Below are 26,344 nucleotides of genomic sequence, written 5' to 3' on the forward strand. Positions count from 1 at the left end.
AATGAGCACACACATGAGTCACCTCAGCGGACTGATATCTGCACCCTTTACACCAATGAACCCCGATGGAACCATCAACTTCAGTAAAGTCCCCGATGTAGTAAACCTGTTAATTGATAATAAGGTAAAGGGCATGTTTGTTTGTGGCAGTACCGGTGAAGGTCCTTCCCTGACCACTGAAGAAAGAAAGCAACTGGCCGAAGCATTTGTAAAAGCAGCGGATAAAAGATTACTGGTTTTTGTGCACGTGGGACATAACAGCATCACCGAAGCCCGGCAGCTGGCGGCTCATGCGCAGCAGATTGGCGCCGATTATATTTCAGCTACCCCATCCACTTATTTTAAGGTAGATTCCATTGATCTGCTGGTGCAATGCCTGCAGGAAATTGCAAAGGGCGCTCCTTCCTTGCCATTGTATTATTACAATATTCCGGCTTTAACCGGTATCAGTCTGGATATGGTGAAGCTGCTTGAAAAAGCAGGACAGGCCATGCCAACATTCGCCGGTATTAAATATACCGCCCCGTTGATCCACGACTACCAGGCCTGTGTTAACTTCGACAACAACAAATACGATATTTTATACGGAACCGATGAAATGCTGCTTAGCGCGCTGGCAACCGGCGCCAAAGGATTCATTGGAAGTACCTACAATTTTGTTGCGCCTTTATACAACACCCTGATAGAAGAATTTAAAAAAGGTAATTTGGCAGAAGCGCAGCGTTTGCAATATATTTCGGTAGAAATGGTTCGCGTGATTGTAAAACACGGCGGCCTGCGGGCGCAAAAGGCTATGATGAAACTGATAGGGCTGGATTGTGGCAATGTGCGTTATCCGCTGAACCCATTCAAAGAGAACGAATACAAATTACTGGAAGCTGATTTGATGGCTATTGGATTCTTTAACTGGGTTAGTAAATCGAATGTGGCTGTAGTGTCTTAAGTAGAATAGGTGAGTAGTCAGTAGTCAGTAGTGAGTAGGTTCCCGATTTTTCAGGCGTCTGTAATTTTCGCAGGTTCGCGAATGTTCGGATTGCCAGAAATTAAGCGAGTCCACTCACTACTGACTACTCACTACTCACTTGCTCATAATAACGAAATGCCAAAATGAAACAACGACCTCTATATATATTCCTCATTTGCTTAATTATCGTCAGCTCCCTCTATAGCAGAGCAGCTGATTCTACAAAAAACTACCTGCAATGGACCCAGCTCCCGGCCATACCCGACACAGTTGGTTTTGCCGGTTCATTTGCCGGCGTATCAAACGGGGCGTTATTGGTTGCGGGTGGATCTAATTTCGGTGCAGGCGGCACGCCCTGGAACGGCGCTGCCAAAACCTGGTACGATAAGATCTTTGCCCTTGAACAACCCAACGGCCAATGGAAAGAAGTGGGTAAGCTGCCGCATCCTTTGGCATATGGTGTATCAGTAACTTTTCAGGATGGCGTAATTGTCGCGGGTGGAAGCGATGCAACAAAACATTACAACGAAGTATTGTTACTGCGTTATAAAAATGGTGCTATTGGAACTGAAAAACTGCCTGGCCTGCCAACACCCATTGCCAATGCATGCGGATTGGTAATAGGTTCCAGGCTGTACATAGCCGGTGGCACTGTCACCCCAACGGCCACGCAAGCAGCAACAAATTTCTGGGTGCTCGATCTGGGAGTGCCTGCCGCACAACGGGCCTGGAAAACAGAAACACCCTGGCCCGGACCGGGTAGAATGATGGCTGTAGCCGCCACGCAGGAAGGCGCCTTCTATTTATTAAGCGGCATTACGCTCAACAAGCAGGCAGATGACAGCACGGTACACCGTACCTTTTTAAAAGACGCCTACAAATACCTACCCGGCAAAGGCTGGACCCGCATTGCCGAACTGCCACAGTCAGTGGCTGCAGCGCCATCGCCTGCCTTTACTACCGGCCAAACCCATTTGCTGGTGTTTGGTGGCGATAACGGAAAGTATTTTGACCAGAACGCAATACTGCAACAAAAGCATCCCGGCTTCGCCAATGAAGTGTGGATGTATAACTCAATAACCGATACCTGGAGCACTATCGGACATGTTTTTACCGATCATAGAGCAGATTCGCAGAGCAACCCCCTTAACAGTACCTGGGCGCCGGTTACCACTACAGCCGTTGTGTGGAATGGTAACCTGGTGCTGCCAGGCGGTGAAGTACGGCCAGGCACACGTACCAATCGCGTATTAATGGCCACTCCCATTCAACCACCCGGTGGCTTTCGCATCTTCGACTGGACCATCGTTGGCATCTACTTTTTACTGGTGATCGGCATCAGCGTGGTGGTATCGCGCAATATGCAACGCACTACCAGCGGTTTCTTTTTGGGCGGTGGAAAAATTCCCTGGTGGGCAGCGGGGTTGAGTATCTTCGGTTCCAAGCTAAGCGCGCTTACGTTTATTGCCATTCCGGCCAAAGCCTATGCTACCGATTGGGTGTACCTGCTAAACAATGTAATGATAGTAGTAGTAGCGCCCATAGTGGTGTATTTTTATCTGCCTTATTTCCGCAAATTAAAACTCACCAGTGTATACGAATACCTCAACATCCGGTTCAACCGGCAGGTAAAATGGCTGGGCAGTTTAACCTTTGTGTTGTTCCAGGTAAGCAGGCTGGGGATCGTAATTTATTTGCCGGCCCTGGTGTTGAGTGCCGTTACCGGCATCAACATCTTTATCTGTATCATTGGCACCAGTTTAATTACTACGGCCTATAGCGTATCGGGCGGTATCGAGGCTGTGGTTTGGACGGAAGTGATGCAGGTGGGTGTATTACTCGGCGGTGCCCTGGCAACCCTGTTTTTTATTGCCGGTTCTTTACATGGCGGGTTTGGACAATTGTTTACCGAAGCCATGGACCACCATAAATTCCGGCTGGCCATCCCCGACTGGACCATCACTGAACCTGTTTTGTGGGTGGTGTTTGTAGGCGGGTTCTTAACCCAATTGGTCACCTATTCAAGCGACCAGGTAGTAGTGCAGCGATACCTCACTACTTCAACCGAAAATGAAGCTAAGAAATCAATTTATACCAATGCCATCCTGGTGATACCGGCCTCGCTTATCTTCTTTAGTGTGGGAACTGCCCTGTGGGTGTATTACCGGCACCATCCGGCTGCGTTGAATCCGCATGGCCGTACAGATGATGTGTTTCCCTGGTACATCAGCAACCAGTTGCCAACCGGTTTGGCCGGGTTGGTTATTGCCGGGTTGTTTGCAGCTACCATGTCAACCATCAGCAGCAGTATGAACTCTATTGCCACCGTAATCACAACCGATTTTTATCAAAGCGCCAAACCCGCCAGTACCGACAGACAGCGTTTTGTTTTTGCCCGCCGGGTAACCGTGCTGCTGGGGGCGCTGGGTTGTTTGATCGCTGTTTATATGGTATACCTGCGCAATGCTTCTATCTGGGACCAGTACATAAAAATAATCGGGTTGTTTGGCGGTTGTTTGGCCGGCATGTTTGTAGCAGGCATCTTTTTCCCGCGCATCAACAGCAAAGGCATTTTTATCGGGTTTGTGGTGAGTGCTATTTGTTTGTATTTTATTCAGGCGGCCAACATCATCAATTTCTTCCTGTACCCCGCCGCAGCGGTATTGGTCTGTGTGTTGGTGGCGTATGTGGCTAGTATATTATTGCCACCCAAAAATAAATAATGCTTATTTTGGGGAATATGCAACCAGACTATTCACAGATCGACAGCCAGGAAAAAGCCCAGGCTTTATATGCCAAAAAAGAACTGGTAAAACTTCATTTAATGCCCCTGGATTGGGGCGGCCAGGATGTGGCGATGAATATCATTTATGTGCCTGAATTTGTGCTGGAGGAGAAATCACGCATCGATGGAATGATTGAAGAACTGTTGGCAGCCGGCAATAATTTAGGTTATTCCGCATCGCCCGAATACAAAGGCAACAGTTTTATTGCCAGCAAACTGGTCATAAAGGTTTCCGGCGACCGCGATTTGGAAGGCACTATAGAGATATGGTAAAACAGTGAGTAGTGAGTAGTAAGTAGTGAGTAAGCTCGCGAAATTATAGATGTCTTAAAAATCGGGAACCCACTCACTACTGACTACTCACTACTGACAATTATTTATTGATAACTATATTCTATCTTACCGATAAGCATCTTACTCTTCGCATAACACTCATCCCTTTGCTTCAATCCCTTATCATCGTACTTATAAATCCATTTCTGGTAATCAGCGCCGCCGGCAGTAGTAACCAGCATCATGCTAACGTTACCGGTTTCATTGTATTCAAAAATATAATCAGGTAATAATCTTTTAGCGCGGCTATTATATCTTACCACATCGGTTAACCGGTTTTTATCGTCGAAATAATAATACACCATAGGTTGTTCAGTACCTGCATGTATGCTTTTTTCTTCCTCCACATTCCCTTTGTCATCCAGCTTAAAGGTTACTACCGTGGTGTCTGAACCGTTTTTTATTTTCAGCATCTTTTCTGGCTTACCGTCTTTATAAAACCAAAGGTGTTGTTCCCTTGTAGAGTAACCGCCGGGGGAAAACGACATATTCACAATACCGGTAATAAGATTGCTGGCATCGTAGGTGTATTGAATAATCACCTTGTTGCCATCGGTAGTATCGATGCTTTGGGTCAACTGCCCCTTCTCGTTAAAATAATGGGTGATTTCGTCTTTACCACTCAGACTGGTAGAGGTTTCGGTAGTAATGGCCGAAGCCGAAACTGCCTGGGTACCGCCAAAACCTTCAATGGGCTGGTTATTGCCATCGAAACTGGTCATTTTTACCGATCTTACTTTGTTAGCCTGGAATACCGCTCTTTTTTTGACAATTTCATTGGTCATTACCAGGTCATTGTAATAGTGCTGACTATACGCTGTATGAGCAATAAAACTAATAAGAAGAGACAATCCCAAAATTCTGGTCATATTATAAACAGCTTGATTTTTTGCGCTTTAGTAACGAATAATTTGGTCCAATAATACAACGGAACCGTGAATTTTTCTGTAAAATAACCTGTTTCCTTATTTTTAGTTAAAATTTCCCATTTGTCACATAGTCACGAACGTCACGAGAAAATTTGCCTGAATTGTAATGCGGCACTCTATGGAAGATATTGTCATGTGTGTGGACAGGAAAATATTGAGCCAAAAGAAACAGTTTGGGGCCTGATCAGCCATTTTTTTTACGATATTACCCATTTCGACGGTAAGTTTTTCAGCACTACCCGGTTACTGATTACCCGTCCGGGGTTTTTACCAAAAGAATATTTAGAAGGCCGCAGGGCCCGTTATCTGCACCCCATCAGGATGTATGTGTTCTCTTCCGCTTTATTCTTCCTTTGCCTGTATTCCGTCTTCCATTTTCACGGAATGGAAGGGTCAGATGAAGATAAAAAAGATAAGAAAGACAAGCTGGGCATCATTACAGCTTTACCCGATTCTGTGCGGGCAAAGGCGCTTAACAAAGCAAAGACTGCAGCAGATACGGCTGCGGTATTGAATGCGCTTGATCTGGCGAAGCCCTATATGCGAACGGTAGAGAAAGAAAAAGAAAAGAAGACAGATACCATACCTCTCTATACCAAAAAGATCAGGAAGAAGAATTATAATTTCAACCTCATCAATCCAAAGGCGGAGTATGCTTCCGTCCGGGAATATGATTCCGTACAAAAAACACTGCCTAAAGCCGAACGGGATGGCTGGGTGCAACGGCAGGGCAAACACCGCGAAATTGAACTGAATGCCCGGTACAAGGGCGATCAGCAGGCTATGTGGCGCGACCTGCTGGAGAAATTTGTTCATACCTTTCCTTATCTGTTGTTCATTTCATTGCCACTGTATGCCTTCTACCTTAAATTATTATACGTTCGCCGCAAACAGTTCCTGTATGTAACACACGGCATATTTCTGATATATCTGTATATCTTTACCTTCATTGATCTGCTGGTTTACTTTGGGTTGAACCAGGTCCACGAGTCAATGGACTGGGATTGGGTTGGCTGGATAGAGGCTGTAGTATTGTTATACGGAGTATGGTATGCTTACAAAGCCATGCGCAAATTTTATGGGCAGGGCACAGGCAAAACAATGCTCAAGTTTATTATCCTGAATACATGCGCCTTCTGGTCGATCATCTTCCTGTTCATGGCGTTCTTTTTATTTGCGGTGTTTAAATTTTAACAATTTGGTGATTTATGGCACAACAACAACAAGCGGTGGCGGATGCATTTATGCGCCTGGTAGGTATTATGGACGATTTGCGGGAGAAATGTCCCTGGGATAAAAAGCAAACCATTCAAACGCTGCGCCCGCTTACCATTGAGGAAATGTATGAACTGGCCGATGCCATCACCGATAAAGACTGGAAGGGCATCAAAGAAGAGCTGGGCGACCTGATGCTGCATCTGGTATTCTATGCTAAGATTGGTACTGAGCAACAACAATTTACCCTCGAAGAGGCCATTCATAGTATTTGCGAAAAGCTCATCCACCGCCATCCGCATATATATGGCGATGTACAGGTAAAAGATGAAGAAGAAGTAAAACAGAACTGGGAAAAGCTGAAGTTAAAAGAAGGCAAGAAGTCGGTATTGGCCGGTGTGCCTGTTTCCCTGCCCGCCGTGGTAAAAGCAACCCGCCTGCAGGAAAAGGCCCGCCAGGTTGGGTTTGAATGGGACAACCGGGAGCAGGTCTGGGATAAGGTTAACGAAGAAACCCAGGAGCTGCACGAAGCCGTAGCGGCCAATGAACCCGATAAAATAGAGGAGGAGTTTGGCGACCTGCTTTTCTCCCTTATCAATTATGCACGATTTTTGCAGATAGATGCTGAGAACGCATTGGAAAGAACCAATAAAAAGTTTATTTCTCGGTTTACCCGCATGGAACAGCTGGCATTACAACAGGGCAAGCCCCTGGCCGATATGACCCTGGGTGAAATGGATGCCATCTGGAACGCGATCAAAAAACAAAACCCCGATACTTGAATCATCTGCAGCAAAAACTATTTAACAGGTATACCTATACACTCTTGGCTGCCATAGGCCTGTTTACACTTGCCTATATTTTGAACAGGTATGTGACCGATGTTACTTCGCCCCGGTATTTTGCGCGGTTAATTCAAAACCGCATTCAGCAAAAGGAAAAAGACTTTCAACAGGTTACTGCCGATACCACTTTAATGGGGCAGCTGGTTGATCAGAATTATACCGAAGCCCAGCTGCAGAATCTGCTCGATAACAAGAAGGGGTATGGTTTATACATTTATGACGAAACTGAATTTGATGCGCCGCCCGCATTGCTTTTCTGGAATACACAACTGATACAACCGGTAAAACATTTATCGGAAGACAGCATGAGCAGCCGCATGGAACGGCTGTCGAACGGGGTATATATACATACCGCCCGGATCCTGTACCTGCGAAACGACCGTCGCCTCATTGCCGAAGCCTTGATACCGGTTATGCGAAAGTGGCAATACAATGTGGAAACGGAAAACCTGCAAAAAGAATTTGTTGACCTGAAGGGCGCCACCCGGCAGGTAGACATTGCCAATACCGTTACTGATTTCCCGGTAAAAAATACGGCGGGAGAGGTGATGTTTTACCTGAAGCAAAACACGCTGTACGGTAAGCCGCACAATACCTGGGTGATATTAACCACCATACTCGGGTTCTTCCTGTTGTTCCTGTTTCTGCATCAGATAGCGGATATTGCCAGCCGTAAATATGGCATCTGGTATGGGATATCATTACTCACTTGTGTGGTGCTGGCCATGCGGCTGATCGTGTATGGCTTTCCGAATATCCTGGCATTACGCCAATTCGAATTGTTCGACCCGGCTATTTATGGGTCCAGCTTTATCTTAAGTTCGCTGGGCGATCTGTTGATCAATGCCCTGCTATTGTGCTGGATAATTATCTTTATAAACCGGCGGATTAATATTTCCTCTATCCGCCCTTACCACGAGCCGTGGAAGAACTGGGCGGCATTGATAGCCTCGGTAAGCGCCCTGGTAATTCTCACCTTTACGTTTGCTGCTATTTTGCAAACCATGGTGTCCGATGCCAAGATCTCTTTTAACGTAACCAACTTTTTTAGTTTAATAGCCACCCCCTATAGCTTTATCGGGTTTATAGTACTGGCAACCCTGGCCCTCAGCTATTTTTTCACGTCGCAGATCCTGTTAACAGTGGCAGGAAAAATGGTAGGCGACCGCAATTACTTTATGTTCATCATTGTAGGCGCCATCGGGTTAATGATCCTCACCTTCACAAACAACAACAGCATTGTGGAGTTGTGTTTGTATGTGTTGCCCTGGCTGATGGCGTTTATGTGGCTGATGCAGCAACGCATTTTTGCCGGGTTGAATTTCAGGCTCAATGTGTCGGAGGTATTGTTCTGGTTATTCGTATTCTCCGGGTCCATGTCGGCCGTGATCATTTTTGAGAATGGCAAAATTGAGCTGGAGGACCGCAGGCATTTTGCAGAAAAACTGGCTTTACAGTCAGACCCTACGAGTGAGCATATCCTGAGCTTTACATTTACCTACCTCGATAGCAACTTTGTGGTGCAGAATATGAGCCGGTTTGGCAAACCACAAACCAATGCATTTCTTAAAGATAGTATTGTAAATAAAAACAGTGATGTGAATACCAGTTATAACCTGCGAATATTCACATTCGACTCGGCCGATGCGCCTTTGTACAACGATGAACAGGCCTCGTACGATACCCTTAATACCATCTTTAAGATCCAGGGTAAGAAAACGGCTATTCCCGGCATGCGATACTTTGAACAGTCGTTTGATAAATTCGGTTATATCTACCGGCGCGAAGCCTACCGGGATACAACAAAACTGGGAACCTTGTTTGTACTGGCCGATCCCCGCCGGTATAAATATGAGGCGTTGACACCCGAGTTGTTCAGGTCTAACAATCCCCTGCTGCCCGAACAGTATTCTTCGGTATATTCTTACGCCATTTACGACAGTAGCCGTAACCTGATCTCGAGTTACAACGATTACGCCTTTCCCACCCATTTATCCAAATACCTGCTGCCCCAGAATGAATTTGAGCGCCGCCGCAATAATTCTTTTGAGGAATTGTGGTACCGGCCTTCATCGGATAAAGTGGTGATCATTGCGCGTAAGAGCAATACATTCATCGAGGCCATCACCCTGTTCGCCTATCTGTTCAGTACCTTTTTGTTCATGCTGGCATTTTACCAGTTCAGCGCACTCATTATCCGAAGCCGGTTCCATTGGTCGGCCTTGCGGCAGACGATGCAGTTAAGCATCCGGTCGCAGATTCACAGCACCATATTGATGGTGAGCCTGCTTTCGTTTTGTGTAATTGGTGTGGCCACCATCCTGTTCTTTATAAATCGTTACCAGCGCAATAACCAGGACCGGCTAACCCGGGCTATGCAGATCATGGTGAACCAGGTTCAAACGAGTATCAACCGGCAGCATCCGCCGGACGATTCTTTGTTTTATGAACCGGTGTTCAGCGAAGGGATGGAACAATTGATAAGGGAAATGTCGGAAGTGCATGGGATGGATGTGAACCTGTACGATACCGTTGGCGGGTTACGGGTTACCAGCAACCAGGATATGAACATTTATTCAAGCGGGGTACTGAGTACCAAAATGAACCCGCTGGCCTATTACCGGTTGTACCACCTGGAACAGATCCAAACTGTAACGAATGAACAGGTGGGCAAACTCGATTACCTGAGTATTTATTCCCCCATTCGTAATAAGCGCGGGCATGCCGTGGCTTTCTTAAATATTCCATCCTACAGTAGCCAAACGGAGTTGAAGCAGGAGATCTCCAACTTCGTGGTTACGGTTATTAACCTGATCGCGTTTATTTTCCTGATAGCAGGCGGTATTGCGTTGTTGATCACCAACCGCATTACCCAGTCATTTACCATCATCAGTCAAAAGATGCGGGAAGTAAACCTGGGTAAGGAGAACGAATACATTGAATGGAAACGCGACGATGAAATAGGGGTGTTGGTGCGGGAGTACAACAAAATGGTGACCAAGCTGGAAGATAGTGCCGAAGCCCTTGCAAAAAGTGAGCGTGAGGGGGCCTGGCGGCAAATGGCCCGGCAGGTAGCGCATGAGATCAAGAACCCGCTTACGCCCATGAAGCTGAGCATTCAGTATTTACAAAAGGCGATTACCAATAATCAAACCGATGTAAAAGTGCTCACTACCAATGTGGCCAAAACGTTGGTAGAGCAAATCGATCACCTGGCGAAGATAGCGTCCGACTTTTCGCAGTTTGCAAATATCGGTAACCCGAAAAATGAGGTGTTTGATCTGCACGAAATGTTACAGTCGCTTTCATCATTATACAACACGGGTGGCAACCTCGACTTTAAATGGTCGCCGGTTGAACAACGGGTATTGCTCTTTGCCGACCGTACACAGTTGAACCGGTTATTCACCAACCTGCTGCAGAACGCCGTAGAAGCCTGTGCCAGCCGCGATTACCGCATTATCAGGATGAACGAACATTTGAATGGCGAATACATCACTGTAAGCGTAACAGATAATGGCGAAGGCATTCCCGAACAAACTCAATCGCGCATCTTCACGCCCAACTTTACTACCAAAACGTCCGGTACAGGTCTGGGCCTGGCTATGAGTAAAGGTATTGTGGAGCAGGCTAAAGGTGAGATCTGGTTTGTTACCAAGGAAGGGGCGGGTACTACGTTCTATGTGAAGATCCCGTTACTAAGAGCGAATTAGTTCCAGGTTCCGAGTTCCAGGTTTCAAGCTCCCGGAACTCTGAACTTGGAACTCTGAACTTGGAACTCGGAACTCTGAACTATATTTATATCCCTCTTAATTTCTTTCTATTAGCTAAGTATTCTTCAAATTGCTGTAAGCTATAACTACTGAGGTTTTGTTGTTTCGTCAATCCACCTTTTTGCGCAGCCAGTACGCCATAGCGGCAATCATATCCTTCAATGGAGTGGGCATCGGGATCGATGGAGATCAATACGCCTTTTTCGATGGCATAGTCAATCCAGCGCCAGTCCATATCCAAACGGCGGGGGTGCGCGTTCAACTCAATTGCCACATGGTTCTCTACACAGGCATCGATGATGGTTACATGATCAACAGGATAACCGGGACGGCTAAGCAATAAGCGGCCTGTCATATGCCCCAGGATGGTGGTGTAGGGGTTACGAATGGCGTTCAGCAACCGCATCATGGCTTTGTCTTCCGTCATTTTTAAATTGGAATGCACGGATGCGATCACCAGGTCGAAAGTGGAGAGTACATTGTTGGAATAATCCAGGGCGCCATCACCTAAAATATCACACTCTATGCTTTTGAATATTTTGAAGGGTTTGAATTTCTCATTCAGCTCGTCCACATACCGGTGTTGTTCGCGAATGCGTTCTTCAGTTAATCCATTGGCATAGGCGGCGCTTTTACTGTGATCGCTGATCACCAGGTATTCATATCCCTGATCTATACAGGCTTTGGCCATATCTTCCACTGTATGCTGGCCATCGCTCCATTGGCTGTGGCTGTGAATGATGCCCCGGATATCGCCAGGTTGTATTAAGGCAGCCTGGTTGTGTTTGGAAATCAGTACGGATGGCTTTTCCCGTAAGGCCGGCGCAATCACCGGCAGTTGCAGGGCAGAAAATATTTCCTCCTCGGTTTGATACGAAGCATTGGAGTTCCAACCCGGTAACGCCTTGCAGGCAGCAATAAAATCTTCACTGCCGCTGGTTTCAAAAAGAACGGAGTGGAAGGTTTCCGGTGTAGCCCGGTAAAATTTCAATAGCACATTTTCGGGTCCCAGTACGCTGAAGATATCTTCCAGCGTTTCCTGGGTTTTATAATTATTGGAACCCAGGAAGCCCTGCAGTTCCTCGTCAGTAGCCGTGGTTACCCATTCCAGTTGGTCAATGATCTCCACCTGGCGCCTGAACTGCCCGGTAAGGGCAAATTGTTGTTGCGGGAATTCTTTTTTCAGGGTAGTGTCGATGGCTATTGCATACACTTCCGTTTCTGCATACAGGTGACTGCCCTGGTTCTTCATATAGAACTCGATGGCATCCTGCACATTCTTTTGCGTTTTCTCGCCAAACCCTTTGAACAGGGTTAAGCGGTTTTCGTTACAGGCATACAACAGTTCACCAACCGATTCAATGCCCATCTCTTTCCAGATGGTGGCTATTTTTTTCGGTCCCAGACCTTTTATGTTCATCATTTCCAGTAATCCGGGTGGCGTTTTGGAAATAATATCTTCCAGGGCGCCCAGTTTGCCGGTACGAACTATTTCAATTACTTTTTTAGCAACAGAATCACCAATGCCTTTAATAGATACCAGTTTATCTTCCGGCATGTCAGCAAGGGGATGCGTTACTTTTTCAATGGCAAAGGCTGCACTGGAATAGGTCCTCGACCGGAACGAATTTTCCCCATGCATATCCATTAATTTGGCCAGCAGGGAAAATTGGTCGGCGATGAAGTAGTTGTCGATCATAGTAGAGTGATTCTTAATTATAACAGGAGCTAAATTAAGGAAAAAGCCTGTGAGTTGCGAGAGAAGCAAGTGAGTTGTGAGTTGTCAGTTGTGAGTTGGCTCGCGAAATCTTTGGATTTGTGATAATTTGCCGCAGCGGCCTGACTACTCGTTTTTAGCAATTATCCCGGTTAATACTTTAAAATTATTAATGATAGCATCACCAAGCGGTTTCAGTTGTTCTAAAGTTGCATACGTTAATTTGTGGGCTATGCCTATTGCGCTATCGATTTCTATTACAGAGCCCCTGGCAATTTCAAAAAATCGTTTTCTTTCAGCTTTTGATTTCCTGGAACAGCCCTCGGCTATGTTAAGATGAACCGATAGCGCTGCCCTCCTGATTTGTTGTACCATGGCAAATTTCTCATCAACTGGAAATGTCCTTGTTATTTTATAACACTCCATGGCTAATTCCTGCGAAAGTTGGTATACGTTCAGTTTTGTGTGTGAAAGATCTAAAAACATACAATGGATTTAAGTTTAATGGAATAGTAAATAGCGACTGTTGAGTTGTGAGTGAGTTCGTGACATATACAGATGTCCGAATAATCGCGAGCCCACTCACAACTGACAACTCACAACTCACCCTTACAGTTCCACCACCACATCATCCTGCTCCACAAACACCCCTTCAGCTAACACCACCCCCTTAACCGCTCCCGCGGCAGGCGCCACAATGGTGCTTTCCATTTTCATGGCCTCGATTACAAATAATGGCGTGTTCTTTTGTACCGCATCGCCGGCTTTTACCAGTATTTTCGACAGCTTGCCTTGCAGCGGCGCGCCAATTTCGTTGGGCGCACTCACTTTTTTATGCGCGGGCTTTACGGATGTGAAGCTTTTATCCTTTATAAAAATGGAACGGGTTTGTCCGTTCAGTTTAAAGAATACCTGTTTGTAGCCATTCTCATCAACCTGGCTCATATGTAAAAACTTGATGAGAATGCTTTTGCCGGGCGCTAATTCAATAAGCGTTTCTTCATTGGGCTTCAACCCATAAAAGAAAACAGGGGAGGGCACATAATACACTTCCCCGAACGCCATTTTAAACTGATGGTATTCGTCGAATACTTTAGGGTAGAACAGGGCGCTCAGCAGATCGAGATGGGAATATTGCTTACCATATTTGGCTTCAAATTTTTCCCTTTCCTTAACCAGGTTCAGCGGTTGTAAATGTGCGTTGGGCCGGTCGGTAAAGGGTTTTTCGTTTTTGAGCACCAGTTTCTGCAGTGTTTCCGGGAAACCACCGGGTGTTTGGCCCAGGTCGCCGCGTAATAAACCAATTACCGAGTCGGGGAAGGAGATGGTTTCGCCTTTATCAAAAATATCCTGTTCGGTATAGCCATTGGCCGTCATGAACAGGGCCATATCGCCCACAACTTTTGAGGAGGGCGTTACTTTCACAATATCACCAAACAGTTTATTCACCACCACATAATTCTTCTTGATATCGGTAAACTGGTTTTCCAACCCCAGTGAACGTGCCTGCGGCCGCAGGTTGGAGTATTGTCCGCCCGGAATTTCATGATCGAACACTTCGGCAGTGCCGGCCTTTAACTGCGATTCAAACGGATAGTAAAACTCGCGCACATCTTCCCAGTAGTTGGAGAGTTCATTCAGTTTATGCAGGTTCATGTGCTGTTCACGTTCATGGCCCTGCATCATGGCTACAATGGAGTTGAAGTTGGGTTGCGATGTAAGGCCCGACATAGAAGCAAGCGCTACATCTATCACATCAACCCCGGCTTCAATAGCTTTTAAATAGGTGGCCGATTGTATAGAGGAAGTATCGTGCGTATGCAGGTGAATGGGAATGTTGATCGATTTTTTCAGCTCACTCACCAGTATGCCTGCCTGCGTGGGTTTTAACAGTCCGGCCATATCCTTGATGCCCAGGATGTGGGCGCCGGCATCTTCCAGGCGTTTGGCCAGGTCGATGTAGTATTGCAGGTTGAATTTTTGATTGCGCTGCTTGTCCAGGAAATCGCCGGTATAGCAAATACAGGCTTCTGCCAGTCCGCCGGTTCTTTCACGAACGGCATTAATGCTCACTTGCATGCCTTCGAGCCAGTTCAGCGAATCGAAAATGCGGAAGATATCGATCCCGTTCTTCCAGCTTTCTTCAATAAAGGTTTCCACCAGGTTATCGGGGTAGGCGGTATACCCCACGGCGTTAGACCCGCGTATCAGCATCTGGAACAGAATATTGGGAATGCGTTCGCGCATCAGTTGAAGCCGCTGCCAGGGGCACTCGTGTAAAAAGCGCAGCGCTACATCAAAGGTGGCGCCGCCCCACATTTCCAGCGAAAAGATCTCGGGATGGTTTTTCGCCACGGTTTCCGCCACCTTCAGCATATCGGTAGTGCGTACGCGGGTGGCCAGCAGCGACTGGTGTGCATCGCGAAACGTAGTATCGGTATATTGAATGCCGGGATTGTTCTTTAACCAGTCAATAAATTTATCCCGGCCCATTTCGGTTAGCCGGTCTTTGGAACCTTTGGTGACGGTTTGTTGCACCACATCGGGCACTACCGGCGTGCGAAAGGTAATGGCAGGGTTAACAGCCGGCACATCGGGATTACCGTTCACAATAATTTCAGCCATGTATTGCAGGGCCTTGGTGCCACGGTCCATTCTCGGTTCAAAATGAAATAACTCCGGATGGTTGTCGATAAAATCAACGGTAGCGAGCCCATTTTGAAACGTAGTATTTTGTAACACGTTTTCAAGGAAGGCAATGTTGGTCTTTACACCGCGTATACGAAACTCTTTTAACGTTCGTACCAGCCGGTCACAGGTTTCTGCCAGGTTGCGGCCGCTGGCGGTGATCTTTACCAGTAAGCTATCAAAGAAAGGGGAGATGCTAACGCCGGGATAGGAGCTGCCTTCATCTAACCGTATACCAGGACCGCCCGCATTGCGATAGGCGATAAGCGTTCCGAAGTCGGGTTTAAAATTGTTGGAAGGATCTTCGGTAGTAACGCGGCATTGAATGGCCACGCCGGAGATTTGTAATTGTTGCTGCGAAGCAATATTAATGGGCGCATCCGTTAATGCAAACCCCTGCGCCACCAGGATCTGGCTTTTTACGATATCAATACCGGTTATTTCTTCGGTAACCGTATGTTCAACCTGGATGCGGGGATTTACTTCAATAAAATAGATGTTCTCGGCTTTGTCAACAAGGAACTCAACCGTTCCGGCATTGTTATAACCAACCTGTTTGCAAATGCGAATGGCATAATCGTGTAGTTGTTTACGCGTTTCGGGTTTTAAAGAGATGGCCGGCGCTACTTCCACTACTTTTTGAAAACGGCGTTGTACGGAGCAATCCCTTTCAAACAGGTGAATGATATTGCCATGGTGATCGCCGAGGATTTGTACTTCTATATGTTTGGGCGACTCAATGAATTTTTCAAAGAACACAGTATCGTTGCCAAAAGCGGTTTTGGCTTCATTGCGTGCCTCCAGTACAGTTTTTTCCAGGTCTTCATGGTTGCGAACTACGCGCATGCCGCGTCCACCGCCACCTGCAGCAGCTTTAATGATGATGGGGTAACCAATACGACTGGCTTCCTGTAAAGCAACCTCGGTTGATCTGATATCGGCCTGGCTGTCTTCGATCATGGGCACACCCGCTTGTTTGGCCACTTTTTTGGCGGCGATCTTATCGCCCAGTTGGTCCATGATATGCGCAGTGGGGCCAACAAACACAATGTTTTCTTCGGCACATCTTTGTGCAAAGCGGGCGTTTTCTGACAGGAAACCATAACCGGGATGGATGGCATCGGCTTTTTCGCGTTTGGCCACGTTGATGATGGCTTCAATATCGAGGTAAGGTTTCAGCGGATCATCGTTTTTCCCGATCTGGTAGGCTTCATCGGCTTTGTAACGATGGAGAGAGTAGCGGTCTTCAAAGGTGTAAACGGCAATGGTCTTAATATTTAACTCTGTAGCAGCACGCAATACCCGAATGGCAATCTCGCCACGGTTGGCAACAAGGATTTTTTTAAACATGACAGGCAGTTGTAGTTTTTGTTTATGTATCGATAAAGGAACCCTAAAAGCTATACCGGTGCATCAACAAGGTTGGTTCGAAGCGGCAGTACGGATACACGAAACCATGTTGACGATGATTTCACATGTGACTTAAAAAATGGTACCAGGGCAGAAGTTGATAAGTGGTTTTATATAGGCTGGTGTAAACAGGAATGAGGTTGCGCAAAAATAAGTAATTACGGGGAAGGCTTAAAGCAAAACGCTCAACGCTTAATACAAATACAATAAAACAGTTTGCTTTTTTGTTTGTGATGTTCCTGCTGATTGGCTGAAATGCAGGCTGGTAGCGGGTTGTAGCGAGTATTTATAGGAGTGTATTGGCCTTAAGCCTTAAGCGTTCGGCCTTCAGCATATGAAAATAAAAAAGTCCCGAAGTAATTCGGGACTTAGTATCTTTTGCTTCAAAAAAAGCCGAAGTTATTTCTTCTTTGCAGCTTTCTTTTTCTTTGGAGCGGCTTTCTTTACTGCTTTCTTAGCAGCTTTTTTTGCAGCTTTTTTCTTAGTTGCCATGTTTTTGTGAATTTAACGGTTAGTAAATAGAATTTAACAGATGTAAAAATATAAACTATTTCCAAACCGCCAAAAATTTTTTCACGAAATGTGAAAAAATTACTATGCGGGCAACATTACAAATAACAAATTACGCTACTGCTACTACGCTAACGATAGTCTTATCGTTCTTGGTTTTTCTGAATTCAACAACACCATCAGTCAATGCGAAAATGGTGTAGTCTCTTCCGATACCAACATTTTTTCCGGGATGGTAAACAGTGCCACGTTGACGAATGATGATGTTACCAGCAATAGCTGATTGACCACCATAAATTTTAACGCCCAGGCGTTTGCTTTGTGAGTCGCGACCGTTCTTTACGGAACCTTCCCCTTTCTTATGTGCCATGGTAGATTGTTTGAAACTTTTTTAAAATAATGTCTTATTCAACTGAACCAATACTCAAATAACAAGAACCAAATTCATGTCCGGATAAACTCAAATGCACTTGCTCAGGAATCTGGAGCCTGCGATTTGTTTATTGGAATGTATTATGCGATTGCTGTTACCTGAATCTTTGTGTAGTGGGTGCGATGACCGTGTTTCTTGCGGAAACCCTTTCTTCTTTTCATTTTAAAAGCGATTACTTTATCGCCTTGTACTTGATCAAGGATTTCTGCTTTAACAGTACCTTTTACAGCACTGCCCACAGACAACTTACCTGCATCATCCAACAGGAGGATTTCTGAAAATTCTACTTTATCTCCGGCTTTACCGTCTACACGCGGTACATATAAAGTTTGGTCCTTTTGAACCTTAAATTGCTGTCCGGCGATTTTAACTATTGCAAACATAAATTTCCAAAATTAGGAGTGCAAAGGTAAGGGTTTGCTTCAGATTGAGAAGGCTTTAAAGCGATTTTTTTTACGATTCTCCCGGCGAAAATGGCCGCTTTTACGGCAAATTAGTAGGAAATACTGATTATTAGCCATTTATAGTTATGTAGAGCCGGGTTTGATTAGTGTATTATATATAATATATGTAGCTCGGTTACCGGTTTCCAGGCCCGGTTGCCCGGAAATCGGTAACTGCGAACAACGAAATACGAACTGAGAACTAGGAACTGGGAACGAAGAACTGTGAACTGCTACCCGTTTTTTAACAGTTCCATTTCCGAACAATCACGCATTGAATGAGTTAATAATAGCTTTGCGTGAATTACTGCAAATCAATCTTTGCGTATTTCACTAATTGATGTAGGTTTGTTTTTCCTAAATGATGGAATACGGGATTCAATGAAAATAAAATCATTTCTGGCAAAACCTTTTGCCCATTACATATATAAAGGAGTAAAAAAGGGCATGACCACCGCAGTAGCCGATCAGGAAGCCATTCTGAAAGAGCTGCTCAAAATAGGTAAGGCTACCGAATTTGGTAAAGAACACCATTTACCGGAGATCAATGTGCATGAAGAATACGTACAGGCCGTACCGGTGCGCGACTACGAACAGTTTAAGCCCTATATAGAAAAGATAAAGGAAGGCAAACACAATGTTCTCTGGAAAGGCCTGCCTATTTATCTGGCTAAAACTTCCGGCACCACCAGTGGTGTGAAGTATATTCCCATAAGTAAAGAAAGCATCGACAACCACATTAACACGGCACGCAATGCCCTGTTATGCTACATAGCCGAATCGGGTAATACCAATTTTACCGATGGTAAAATGATTTTTTTATCAGGTTCGCCCGAACTGGAACGCATTGGCGGTATCCCTACCGGTCGGTTAAGCGGTATAGTGAACCATCATGTGCCCAGTTACCTGCGCGCTAATCAGCTGCCTTCTTACGAAACCAATTGCATCGAAGACTGGGAAACCAAACTCGATAAAATAGTGGCTGAAACCCTTAATCAGGATATGACCCTGATAAGCGGCATTCCGCCATGGGCGCAAATGTATTTCGATCGTTTGCAGGAGAAGACCGGTAAAAAGATCAAAGAGATCTTCCCTAATTTCTCTGTATTGGTGCATGGAGGTGTAAACTTTGAGCCATACCGTAACAGACTGATGGAAAGTATCGGCGGCAAAGTGGCAACTATTGAAACATTTCCTGCATCCGAAGGTTTTATGGCGTTCCAGGATTCGCAGGATGCCGAAGGCTTATTATTAAATACCAACAGCGGGATCTTCTTTGAGTTTATTCCTGCCGGTGAAATATTCAACGCCAACCCAACCCGCCTGTCACTGAAAGATGTGAAAGTAGGCGAGAACTATGCCCTGATCATTAACAACAATGCAGGCTTGTGGGGATATAATATCGGCGATACCGTTAAATTCGTTTCAACCAATCCATACAGGCTGGTAGTAACGGGTCGCATCAAACACTTCATCTCGGCATTTGGCGAGCACGTTATTGGGGAAGAAGTAGAACACAGTCTTATAAAAGCAGCCGAAGAAGAAGGTGTGCACATTACCGAGTTCACCGTGGCGCCCATGATAGCGCAGGGTAAAGGAAAATCGTACCACGAGTGGTTCATAGAATTCGAGAACCGCCCGGCCAACCTGGAACGGTTTGCTGAAAAGGTAAATGAGAACCTGCGCAAAAAGAACATTTATTACGACGATCTTATCACTGGTAATATCCTGTTACCATTGCATATTCGCCCGGTTAAAAAGCATGGGTTTATCGATTATATGAAATCCATAGGTAAATTAGGCGGTCAGAATAAAGTGCCCCGGTTAAGCAATGATCGTAATATTGCAACGGCACTTGAAAAATATGTAGAGTAGTTTTAGCGTTAAGGCCTTCTGATTTAGCTTACTAAAAAACTTATTGAAACCGGAACATGTCGAACAGTTTTCCACACAGACGCATAGCAATATTCGGCTCAACAGGCTCAGTGGGTAGTCAGGCGTTGGAAGTGATTGCTTCCAATCCCGACAAATTCTCCGCCGAGGTATTGACTGCTTTTAGTAACGAGGAGTTGTTGATTAAACAGGCCTTACAATTCAATCCCAATATTGTAGTAATAGGTGACGAGGCTAAATATAAAATAGTAAAGGAAGCCCTTTCACATACCGATGTAAAAGTATTTGCCGGTGAAAAAGCACTGGAAGAGGTAGCCAGCATGGATGTGTATGATATGATGCTGGCAGCCATTGTTGGCTTTGCCGGCTTACGCCCTACGTTATGCGCCCTGGATGCAGGTAAAGCCGTAGCGCTGGCCAATAAAGAAACGCTGGTAGTGGCCGGTGATATTGTAATGCAGAAGGCCATCGAAAAAAGAGTGCCTGTTATTCCGGTAGATTCCGAACACTCGGCCATATTTCAGTGTTTGGTAGGTGAAACCCGCAACAAGATCGAGAAAGTGATCTTAACAGCGAGCGGCGGTCCCTTTCTTGGTAAAAAGCCCAATTACCTGGTGAATGTAAAGCGCGATCATGCGCTGCAGCATCCTAACTGGCAAATGGGAGCAAAGATCACCATCGACTCGGCCACTTTAATGAACAAAGGGCTTGAAATGATAGAAGCCCGCTGGTTGTTTGACCTGCAGGCCGACCAGGTACAGGTACTTGTTCACCCCCAAAGTATTATTCATAGCATGGTGCAGTTTGAAGATGGAAGTATTAAAGCGCAGATGGGGCTGCCCGATATGAAACTGCCCATTCAGTATGCCCTGGCTTTCCCGCATCGTATACCCAACCAGTTCCCGCGGTATAATTTCAGAACCCCCGCCCAGCTTACATTTGAGGAACCCGATACCAAAACATTCCGCAACCTGCAACTGGCCACCGACGCCCTCTTCAGGGGTGGAAACCAGCCCTGTGTGCTGAATGCCGCCAATGAAATTGCCGTATTCGCATTTTTACGCAATCGTATTGGCTTTTTGGATATGACCGATCTCATTGAACGGACCCTGCAACACGTGCCGGTTATAGAAAAACCCACGCTGGAAGAATATTTTGACAGCGATGGGGAGGCCCGTAATTTTGCCGCCTCCCTTATTAAGCTCTAAGCTGAAAGCTAAAGGCAGAAGGCAAAAAACTTGATTGCTGTACATATTGGTGCCCGGCAAATGGTTTTAAGGCCTGAAATTGAGGAACTGGCCTTAAGCTTTAAGCGTTTAGCCTTCAGCCTAAGCGTTAAGCTTTATAAGTTTTTTGTGAGCGGTTAAGGGAATTGCGGGATAATTCAATACTTTGAGCGTAATTTAAAATAAACACCACCGCGTTTTAGCGATTATATGATCACATTGTTAGCAATAGACTGGGCTGTAGTAGGTATTAAAGCCGGACAATTAATATTATGCTTATCCATACTGGTCGTCTTACATGAGATGGGCCACTTTTTGCCCGCCAAATGGTTTAAATGCAGGGTTGAAAAATTTTATCTGTTCTTCGATCCCTGGTTTTCACTGGTAAAAAAGAAGATAGGAGATACCGTATACGGGATCGGCTGGCTGCCCCTGGGCGGCTATGTAAAGATCTCGGGGATGATTGATGAGAGTATGGATAAAGAGCAAATGAAGCTGCCACCGGAACCCTGGGAATTTCGCAGTAAGAAACCCTGGCAGCGTTTGATCATCATGATCGGCGGTGTTACGGTTAACCTCATACTCGGCTTCTTTTTATTTGCAATGATCCTTTGGCATTGGGGCGAAGAATACCTGCCTGCAAAAAATGTAGTGTATGGCGTGTATGTAGATAGCCTGGGTAAAAGCATTGGGTTAAAAGACGGCGACAAGATCATGGCGGTGAATGGTAAAGAAATTGAGAATTTCAACCGGTTGAGCACCGATATTATCCTGAACGAAGCCAAAACCATCAATATCATTCGCGATGGACAAAGCATGGACCTGCCCATCCCGGAAGGCACCATCAGTCAGCTGATAAAACGCAAAGGCGATCCGCTCGCATACCCCCGGTTCCCGGCTGTGGTAGACAGCGTAAATACCAGCGCCAATGCTACTGCCAAAGTATTGCAGAAAGACGATCAGATCATTGGTTTCAACAGCCAGCCCATCACTTCTTTTTATCAGCTGAGCGATGTAAAAAAAGACTACAAGGGTAAAGATGTAACCCTGACTTTATTGCGTGGTGGTGATTCAGTTACCGTTAAAATGAAGCTGACGGCCGATGCCAGCATTGGTTTTTATCCCCGACCGCCCGATAAGTTCCTGAAATTCGATGTAAAGAAATATACCTTCCTTGAATCATTGCCTGCAGGTGTGAAAAAAGGCTGGAATACCCTGGTTATGAACGTGCAGAACTTCAAGCTGCTGTTTACCAGCAAGGAAGTAAAGGCAAGCGAATCGCTGGGTAGCTTTTTAACCATCGGTAACATGTTTGGCGCCCAGTGGGATTGGGAACGCTTCTGGACAATGACCGCGCTGTTGAGCATTGTACTGGCGTTTATGAACATTCTGCCCATTCCGGCCCTCGACGGCGGACATGTACTGTTCACCCTGTACGAAATGATCACCGGCCGCAAGCCAAGCGATAAGTTTATGGAGTATGCGCAAATGGCCGGTATGATCCTGTTGCTGGGCGTTATGGCCTATGCACTGGGACTGGACTTCTGGCGATATCTATTTAAACACTAGGGAAGCTTAACGCCGAACGCTTAACGCTGAACGCGAAAGTCTCGGAATATATTGAACCCTGTTTCTTAAGTGAGGCGGGGTTATTTTTTTGCCATTGTGTGAACTGTGATTTATGGGATTGTTGGGATGAATGGGAGGGGATCTGGTAGCTTTATTGTACCCGAATGGATTCCCAGGCAATACCCAGGCCCTTCCACTACAATCCGGGGCCTGTTTAGGTACCTTTGCTATGCTTTATCTACAGCGATAAACGCTTGTGTTTTGCAAACACTGTGTAGAAAGGTAGTCTTATTGTACCAGGGTGGTAGTGTAATTGTAGCATAATAGCCTGCACATTCTCCAGGGATCCTCTGGATATTCTCTGGACCTCCACTGCTCCATGAGTATCCTTTGTGGATACCCAGAGAGTGTCCTGAGAATACTTAGAGAATACCCCTACATCAGGCACCCGTTCCGGTGTTGTTCAACGGAATTTGGTATAAGACGGTAAGCTTAACACCTGTGCCCTGAGGCGGTTAAAACCAGAAATAAGCGAGGAGGATATTTGTGCGATAACTTTATCGAACCGGACTTCAGGAGGTCGTCTGGCGGCGCTTATTGCCTTACCGCCTATGCGCTTTTGCCCGCCGGCCAGAGCTTTACCGGCCAAAATCCGGTTAATTTTCGTGAGCGGTGGGGGCAGCGTAGGTAAAGCCGGGGAAAAATTGTAAATTTGCAGTTCGTTGTTTAATCATGGGGTCGCTTTGGTTTTGACAGCGTAGATCTTTGAAGGTGTAAGCATGTCGTGCGTTGGATAATTAGCACGTTAATCTGAATATTCAAAACTTAAATGGCAATACTCAATTTGCCATGGCTGCCTAATCAGTGATTAGATAGTCATTAGGGCCGCTTGAGCAGGTTGTTCTGTTACCAGCTCCGCCGCCGACTCAAAACAAACACAGAATGCTGCAACCATAGGCTGTGCCGGTTGCTTAAGACTATCCAGCTAAGGAAGCAATTGGTTCGTCCGTCTCCTGCTGTTTCCCTACAATTAATGCCGGAATAAACATGTAGAAAGCTTTTGAAGGATATGTTTGGACAGGGGTTCGAGTCCCCTCGACTCCACGAAATTGTAAAACCCGCTCCTGTAGCGGGTTTTTGCGTTTAAAGAAATCAAATTGTTCTTTCGAAGATTTTTTATGCCTTTAGAATGAACTGTTTACTGGTTCGAATCCGGTAGGATTGCCTGAATATGAATTTCTGCTGTGTTTATTAAGGCAATACTGTGTCAGTCAAAACGGAGGATTGGATTCCGTATTAAATACTCGACTGGTATAGTTATATAGTTTCTGATAATTGCCTGGTTAAGGCTGCCCCGCCTGATCCGCGCGGAGAGAAAATGTTTTCCAGACCGGCGCCTTACTTTATAGATGTGAGCACAAAAGAGTTGGCGGAAGGTTACTGTTTTTGAGACTTATTGTAAAATATTTGTACCATTATCTACCGTCAGAATAATTCATTCGTCGTGAGGCCTGTTAAAAAGTGCAGGTATCTTTTTTCCCACATTTGTAATATATTTAACTTTCAAATGAATGAAATCAAAGAACATATAAAGCAATTGTTTGACCGCATTCCCCGCCGGCATACTTCAGATAATGTGAAGGAAATGTATAGCATATTGGATTCGTATGAAGATTTGTTGAAAGACATAGAAGGCGACACCCGCTTTGAACAACAGGTAGTGCCATTTTTTGAAGTACTCAATCCAATAAGGGCTACTATTAAAAAGTCCAATGATAATAAAGCCTCAAAAAAAGCAAAAGATATGCTGTTTGACGAGGGATCGTCTGCATTGAAAGACACTATAGAAGAGCTACTGCAACTGGTTGGCCCTGGTCAGCCTTCAAAATGATATCAACTACTGAGGCTTGATCGCCTGAGTTTCCTGACCCCTGATTTTCAGGGGCTTTTTTGTTTATAACTGAGGGGAAATCGAACCTATGTCGATCGTTTATCTGTACAGGGAATGAATGCCTAATTTCTCTGCTAACAAAAGCTAGTCCCCTCTAATGTATTTACTCACTCCAGTATTGAAATTTGTTAGGAAGACTTTTCTAATAAAAATTATTAGCTTACACGCCATGAAAAAAATATTGATGTAGTAACCCGTCTTCGTACAACACTGCCTGTTTCACCTCCTGCACTCACCGCAACACAACCCGACCACTTTGATGATCTTCGGAATGTTCCTGGCAGCCCGGCGAATTTTATCAGGGGGCTTGATATCTCGCATCATAATGACATTACCGATTGGACTGCGATAAAAAAAGCCAATGTACAGTTCGTGTATATAAAGATCTCTGAAGGTGTAGGCACCCCCGATGAAAAGGCGAAAGCGAATGCGCTTGCTGCCAAAGAAAATGGGCTGCAAATAGGGTATTATCATTTTGGAAGACCCGATAAAAAGAATGACAACACCATTGAGCTTGATGCTACCGCCGAAGCCGCAGAAGTTAAAATCCTGCTCACAGATTTACCAGTTGCCGATCTACCTCTAATGCTCGATCTGGAAGATACCGCCAGTTTTGATTCGTCATTGGCACCCAAAGAATACCTGACATGGGTTGAAACATTCCTGAGTTTTTTCTTTGATCCTGTTAATCCTTCAACAAATCCATTGATCTATGGCAGAAAAGAATACCTGGAAAGAAAATTACCACCCACTCATACACTGGGCACCCGGTATAAATTATGGCTGTCAAGGTATACTGACGATCAAAACAAAGCAGTACCGGCCAAAGGTTGGAACAAATGGCACATCTGGCAATTTTCTGAGAAAGGTGTTTTGGGTACCAACGGCAACCTTGACCTGAACTTAAAAAGGGTCACTGATTGAAAGCTGCTTAAAACACCTCGCCCAACGAAAGATAAATACCGGTAAAGTTTTTGCTTATTCCAACATCTACACAGATATTGGTGGGGGAAATTTTATTGAATTTTATCCGCAAGCCTGTCCCTGCTGCCGGATGCCTATAAACGAATGTATTCCCTGCGTATTCAGATACCGTATGTACGTTTGCAAATAATACGAAACCCCAGAAGCCGTTCCGAGAAAAATCTCTTCGGTATTCCGATTCAAAATACAATAAACGTTTGCCCCGGTACTTGTTTTGCTCACCCCACCGGCCCGACCTGTTATAATAATCCCAGCCGATGCTGGATAAATCAAGGTAAGGCGCGCCTTGAGCTTTATTTGATTCTAGCTCAAAAGTTAGCATTATTAGGCTCAAAAAGTCCGAGATAGGAGCTAGAATTAAATATTTGTTGAGCTTAATTGCAGGCGGGATAAAACATGTGGTTTGAATTTTTCTATCAGTTGCGTTATCGGACATATACGCTTAAATAATTCCTTTAATTGGTTCGACAATCTGCCTGCGGACTCCACTTGAACGGGAAATTCAATTGAATTTCCTGTTTTTGTTTCTAAAAACACAGCTTTTTCTCCCTCATTTCCAACGAGGTGGCAGCGATCAGTCCGCACCTTCGCCTTGATGTTAGACTCTCCCGATTATTTATTAACTGTGTATAGTCATTTTAGGATGGGTCAATCTTCCGTTGCTACCGGACGGTTG

18 protein-coding genes and 1 other RNA gene are annotated in these 26,344 nt (G+C 45.4%); 12 read left to right on the forward strand and 7 right to left on the reverse strand.

From position 1 onward, the window contains the following. The first annotated feature begins 1 nt into the window (after position 1). From NIAKO_RS02775 to NIAKO_RS02785, 3 genes are all read left to right on the forward strand, one after another. Entirely contained in the window at positions 2–943 is a 942-nt protein-coding gene (locus tag NIAKO_RS02775) for a dihydrodipicolinate synthase family protein (protein ID WP_014216873.1), read from the forward strand. 164 nt (positions 944–1,107) lie between these two features. Next, positions 1,108–3,687, forward strand: a complete 2,580-nt coding sequence (locus tag NIAKO_RS02780; protein ID WP_014216874.1) for a sodium:solute symporter family protein — start codon at positions 1,108–1,110, stop codon at positions 3,685–3,687. Positions 3,688–3,704: 17 nt separating this feature from the next. Beyond that, positions 3,705–4,022: a hypothetical protein gene (locus tag NIAKO_RS02785; protein WP_207622491.1), complete on the forward strand. Its 318-nt coding sequence runs from the start codon at positions 3,705–3,707 to the stop codon at positions 4,020–4,022. A gap of 104 nt (positions 4,023–4,126) precedes the next feature. Here the strand turns inward: NIAKO_RS02785 and NIAKO_RS02790 are convergent, their stop codons facing one another. Next, the gene (locus NIAKO_RS02790) at positions 4,127–4,951 is read right to left on the reverse strand and encodes a hypothetical protein (protein WP_014216876.1); all 825 of its coding nucleotides are present in this window, start codon (positions 4,949–4,951) and stop codon (positions 4,127–4,129) included. 120 nt (positions 4,952–5,071) lie between these two features. On the opposite strand from NIAKO_RS02790, the gene NIAKO_RS36320 reads away from it, so the two are divergent. From NIAKO_RS36320 to NIAKO_RS02805, 3 genes are read left to right on the forward strand one after another with little or no spacing between them, the layout of a single operon-like run. Beyond that, positions 5,072–6,205, forward strand: coding sequence for a DUF3667 domain-containing protein (locus tag NIAKO_RS36320; RefSeq protein ID WP_014216877.1), 1,134 nt, complete (start codon positions 5,072–5,074; stop codon positions 6,203–6,205). 14 nt (positions 6,206–6,219) lie between these two features. Further along, complete coding sequence (gene mazG / locus NIAKO_RS02800) at positions 6,220–7,008, forward strand: nucleoside triphosphate pyrophosphohydrolase (RefSeq protein WP_014216878.1); 789 nt, start codon at positions 6,220–6,222, stop codon at positions 7,006–7,008. Beyond that, the gene (locus NIAKO_RS02805) at positions 7,005–10,784 is read left to right on the forward strand and encodes a sensor histidine kinase (protein ID WP_014216879.1); all 3,780 of its coding nucleotides are present in this window, start codon (positions 7,005–7,007) and stop codon (positions 10,782–10,784) included. The genes mazG and NIAKO_RS02805 overlap by 4 nt, the downstream gene beginning before the upstream one ends. Before the next feature lie 85 nt (positions 10,785–10,869). Here the strand turns inward: NIAKO_RS02805 and NIAKO_RS02810 are convergent, their stop codons facing one another. The 5 genes from NIAKO_RS02810 to rplU form a co-directional block, all read right to left on the reverse strand. Continuing rightward, positions 10,870–12,543 carry a DNA polymerase/3'-5' exonuclease PolX gene (locus NIAKO_RS02810; protein WP_014216880.1) on the reverse strand — a complete coding sequence of 558 codons (1,674 nt, stop codon included), beginning with the start codon at positions 12,541–12,543 and terminating at the stop codon, positions 10,870–10,872. Between the two features lie 144 nt (positions 12,544–12,687). Beyond that, on the reverse strand, positions 12,688–13,047 hold the full coding sequence (locus NIAKO_RS02815) for a four helix bundle protein (protein ID WP_014216881.1): 360 nt from the start codon (positions 13,045–13,047) through the stop codon (positions 12,688–12,690). A gap of 123 nt (positions 13,048–13,170) precedes the next feature. Continuing rightward, positions 13,171–16,599: a pyruvate carboxylase gene (locus tag NIAKO_RS02820; protein ID WP_014216882.1), complete on the reverse strand. Its 3,429-nt coding sequence runs from the start codon at positions 16,597–16,599 to the stop codon at positions 13,171–13,173. Between the two features lie 682 nt (positions 16,600–17,281). Beyond that, a complete protein-coding gene (rpmA, locus tag NIAKO_RS02830; protein WP_014216884.1) occupies positions 17,282–17,539 on the reverse strand; it encodes a 50S ribosomal protein L27 in 258 nt (85 codons plus the stop codon). Positions 17,540–17,682: 143 nt separating this feature from the next. Continuing rightward, the gene (rplU, locus tag NIAKO_RS02835; protein WP_014216885.1) at positions 17,683–17,985 is read right to left on the reverse strand and encodes a 50S ribosomal protein L21; all 303 of its coding nucleotides are present in this window, start codon (positions 17,983–17,985) and stop codon (positions 17,683–17,685) included. A 441-nt stretch (positions 17,986–18,426) separates the two neighbouring features. On the opposite strand from rplU, the gene NIAKO_RS02840 reads away from it, so the two are divergent. From NIAKO_RS02840 to NIAKO_RS02860, 6 genes are all read left to right on the forward strand, one after another. After that, complete coding sequence (locus tag NIAKO_RS02840) at positions 18,427–19,920, forward strand: GH3 auxin-responsive promoter family protein (protein ID WP_014216886.1); 1,494 nt, start codon at positions 18,427–18,429, stop codon at positions 19,918–19,920. A gap of 56 nt (positions 19,921–19,976) precedes the next feature. Then, a complete protein-coding gene (locus tag NIAKO_RS02845; RefSeq protein ID WP_014216887.1) occupies positions 19,977–21,146 on the forward strand; it encodes a 1-deoxy-D-xylulose-5-phosphate reductoisomerase in 1,170 nt (389 codons plus the stop codon). Positions 21,147–21,374: 228 nt separating this feature from the next. Further along, on the forward strand, positions 21,375–22,733 hold the full coding sequence (gene rseP / locus NIAKO_RS02850; protein WP_014216888.1) for an RIP metalloprotease RseP: 1,359 nt from the start codon (positions 21,375–21,377) through the stop codon (positions 22,731–22,733). 734 nt (positions 22,734–23,467) lie between these two features. After that, positions 23,468–23,840: a transfer-messenger RNA gene (ssrA, locus tag NIAKO_RS37545) on the forward strand. A gap of 460 nt (positions 23,841–24,300) precedes the next feature. Continuing rightward, positions 24,301–24,624, forward strand: a complete 324-nt coding sequence (locus tag NIAKO_RS02855; RefSeq protein WP_014216889.1) for a DUF4111 domain-containing protein — start codon at positions 24,301–24,303, stop codon at positions 24,622–24,624. A 372-nt stretch (positions 24,625–24,996) separates the two neighbouring features. Then, entirely contained in the window at positions 24,997–25,608 is a 612-nt protein-coding gene (locus tag NIAKO_RS02860; RefSeq protein ID WP_262493769.1) for a glycoside hydrolase family 25 protein, read from the forward strand. 7 nt (positions 25,609–25,615) lie between these two features. Here NIAKO_RS02860 and NIAKO_RS02865 read toward each other — a convergent pair whose 3' ends face one another. After that, entirely contained in the window at positions 25,616–26,104 is a 489-nt protein-coding gene (locus NIAKO_RS02865; protein WP_133055396.1) for a hypothetical protein, read from the reverse strand. Positions 26,105–26,344: the final 240 nt, after the last annotated feature.

Origin of the sequence: Niastella koreensis GR20-10, assembly GCF_000246855.1 — a bacterium.
Lineage (GTDB): Bacteria > Bacteroidota > Bacteroidia > Chitinophagales > Chitinophagaceae > Niastella > Niastella koreensis.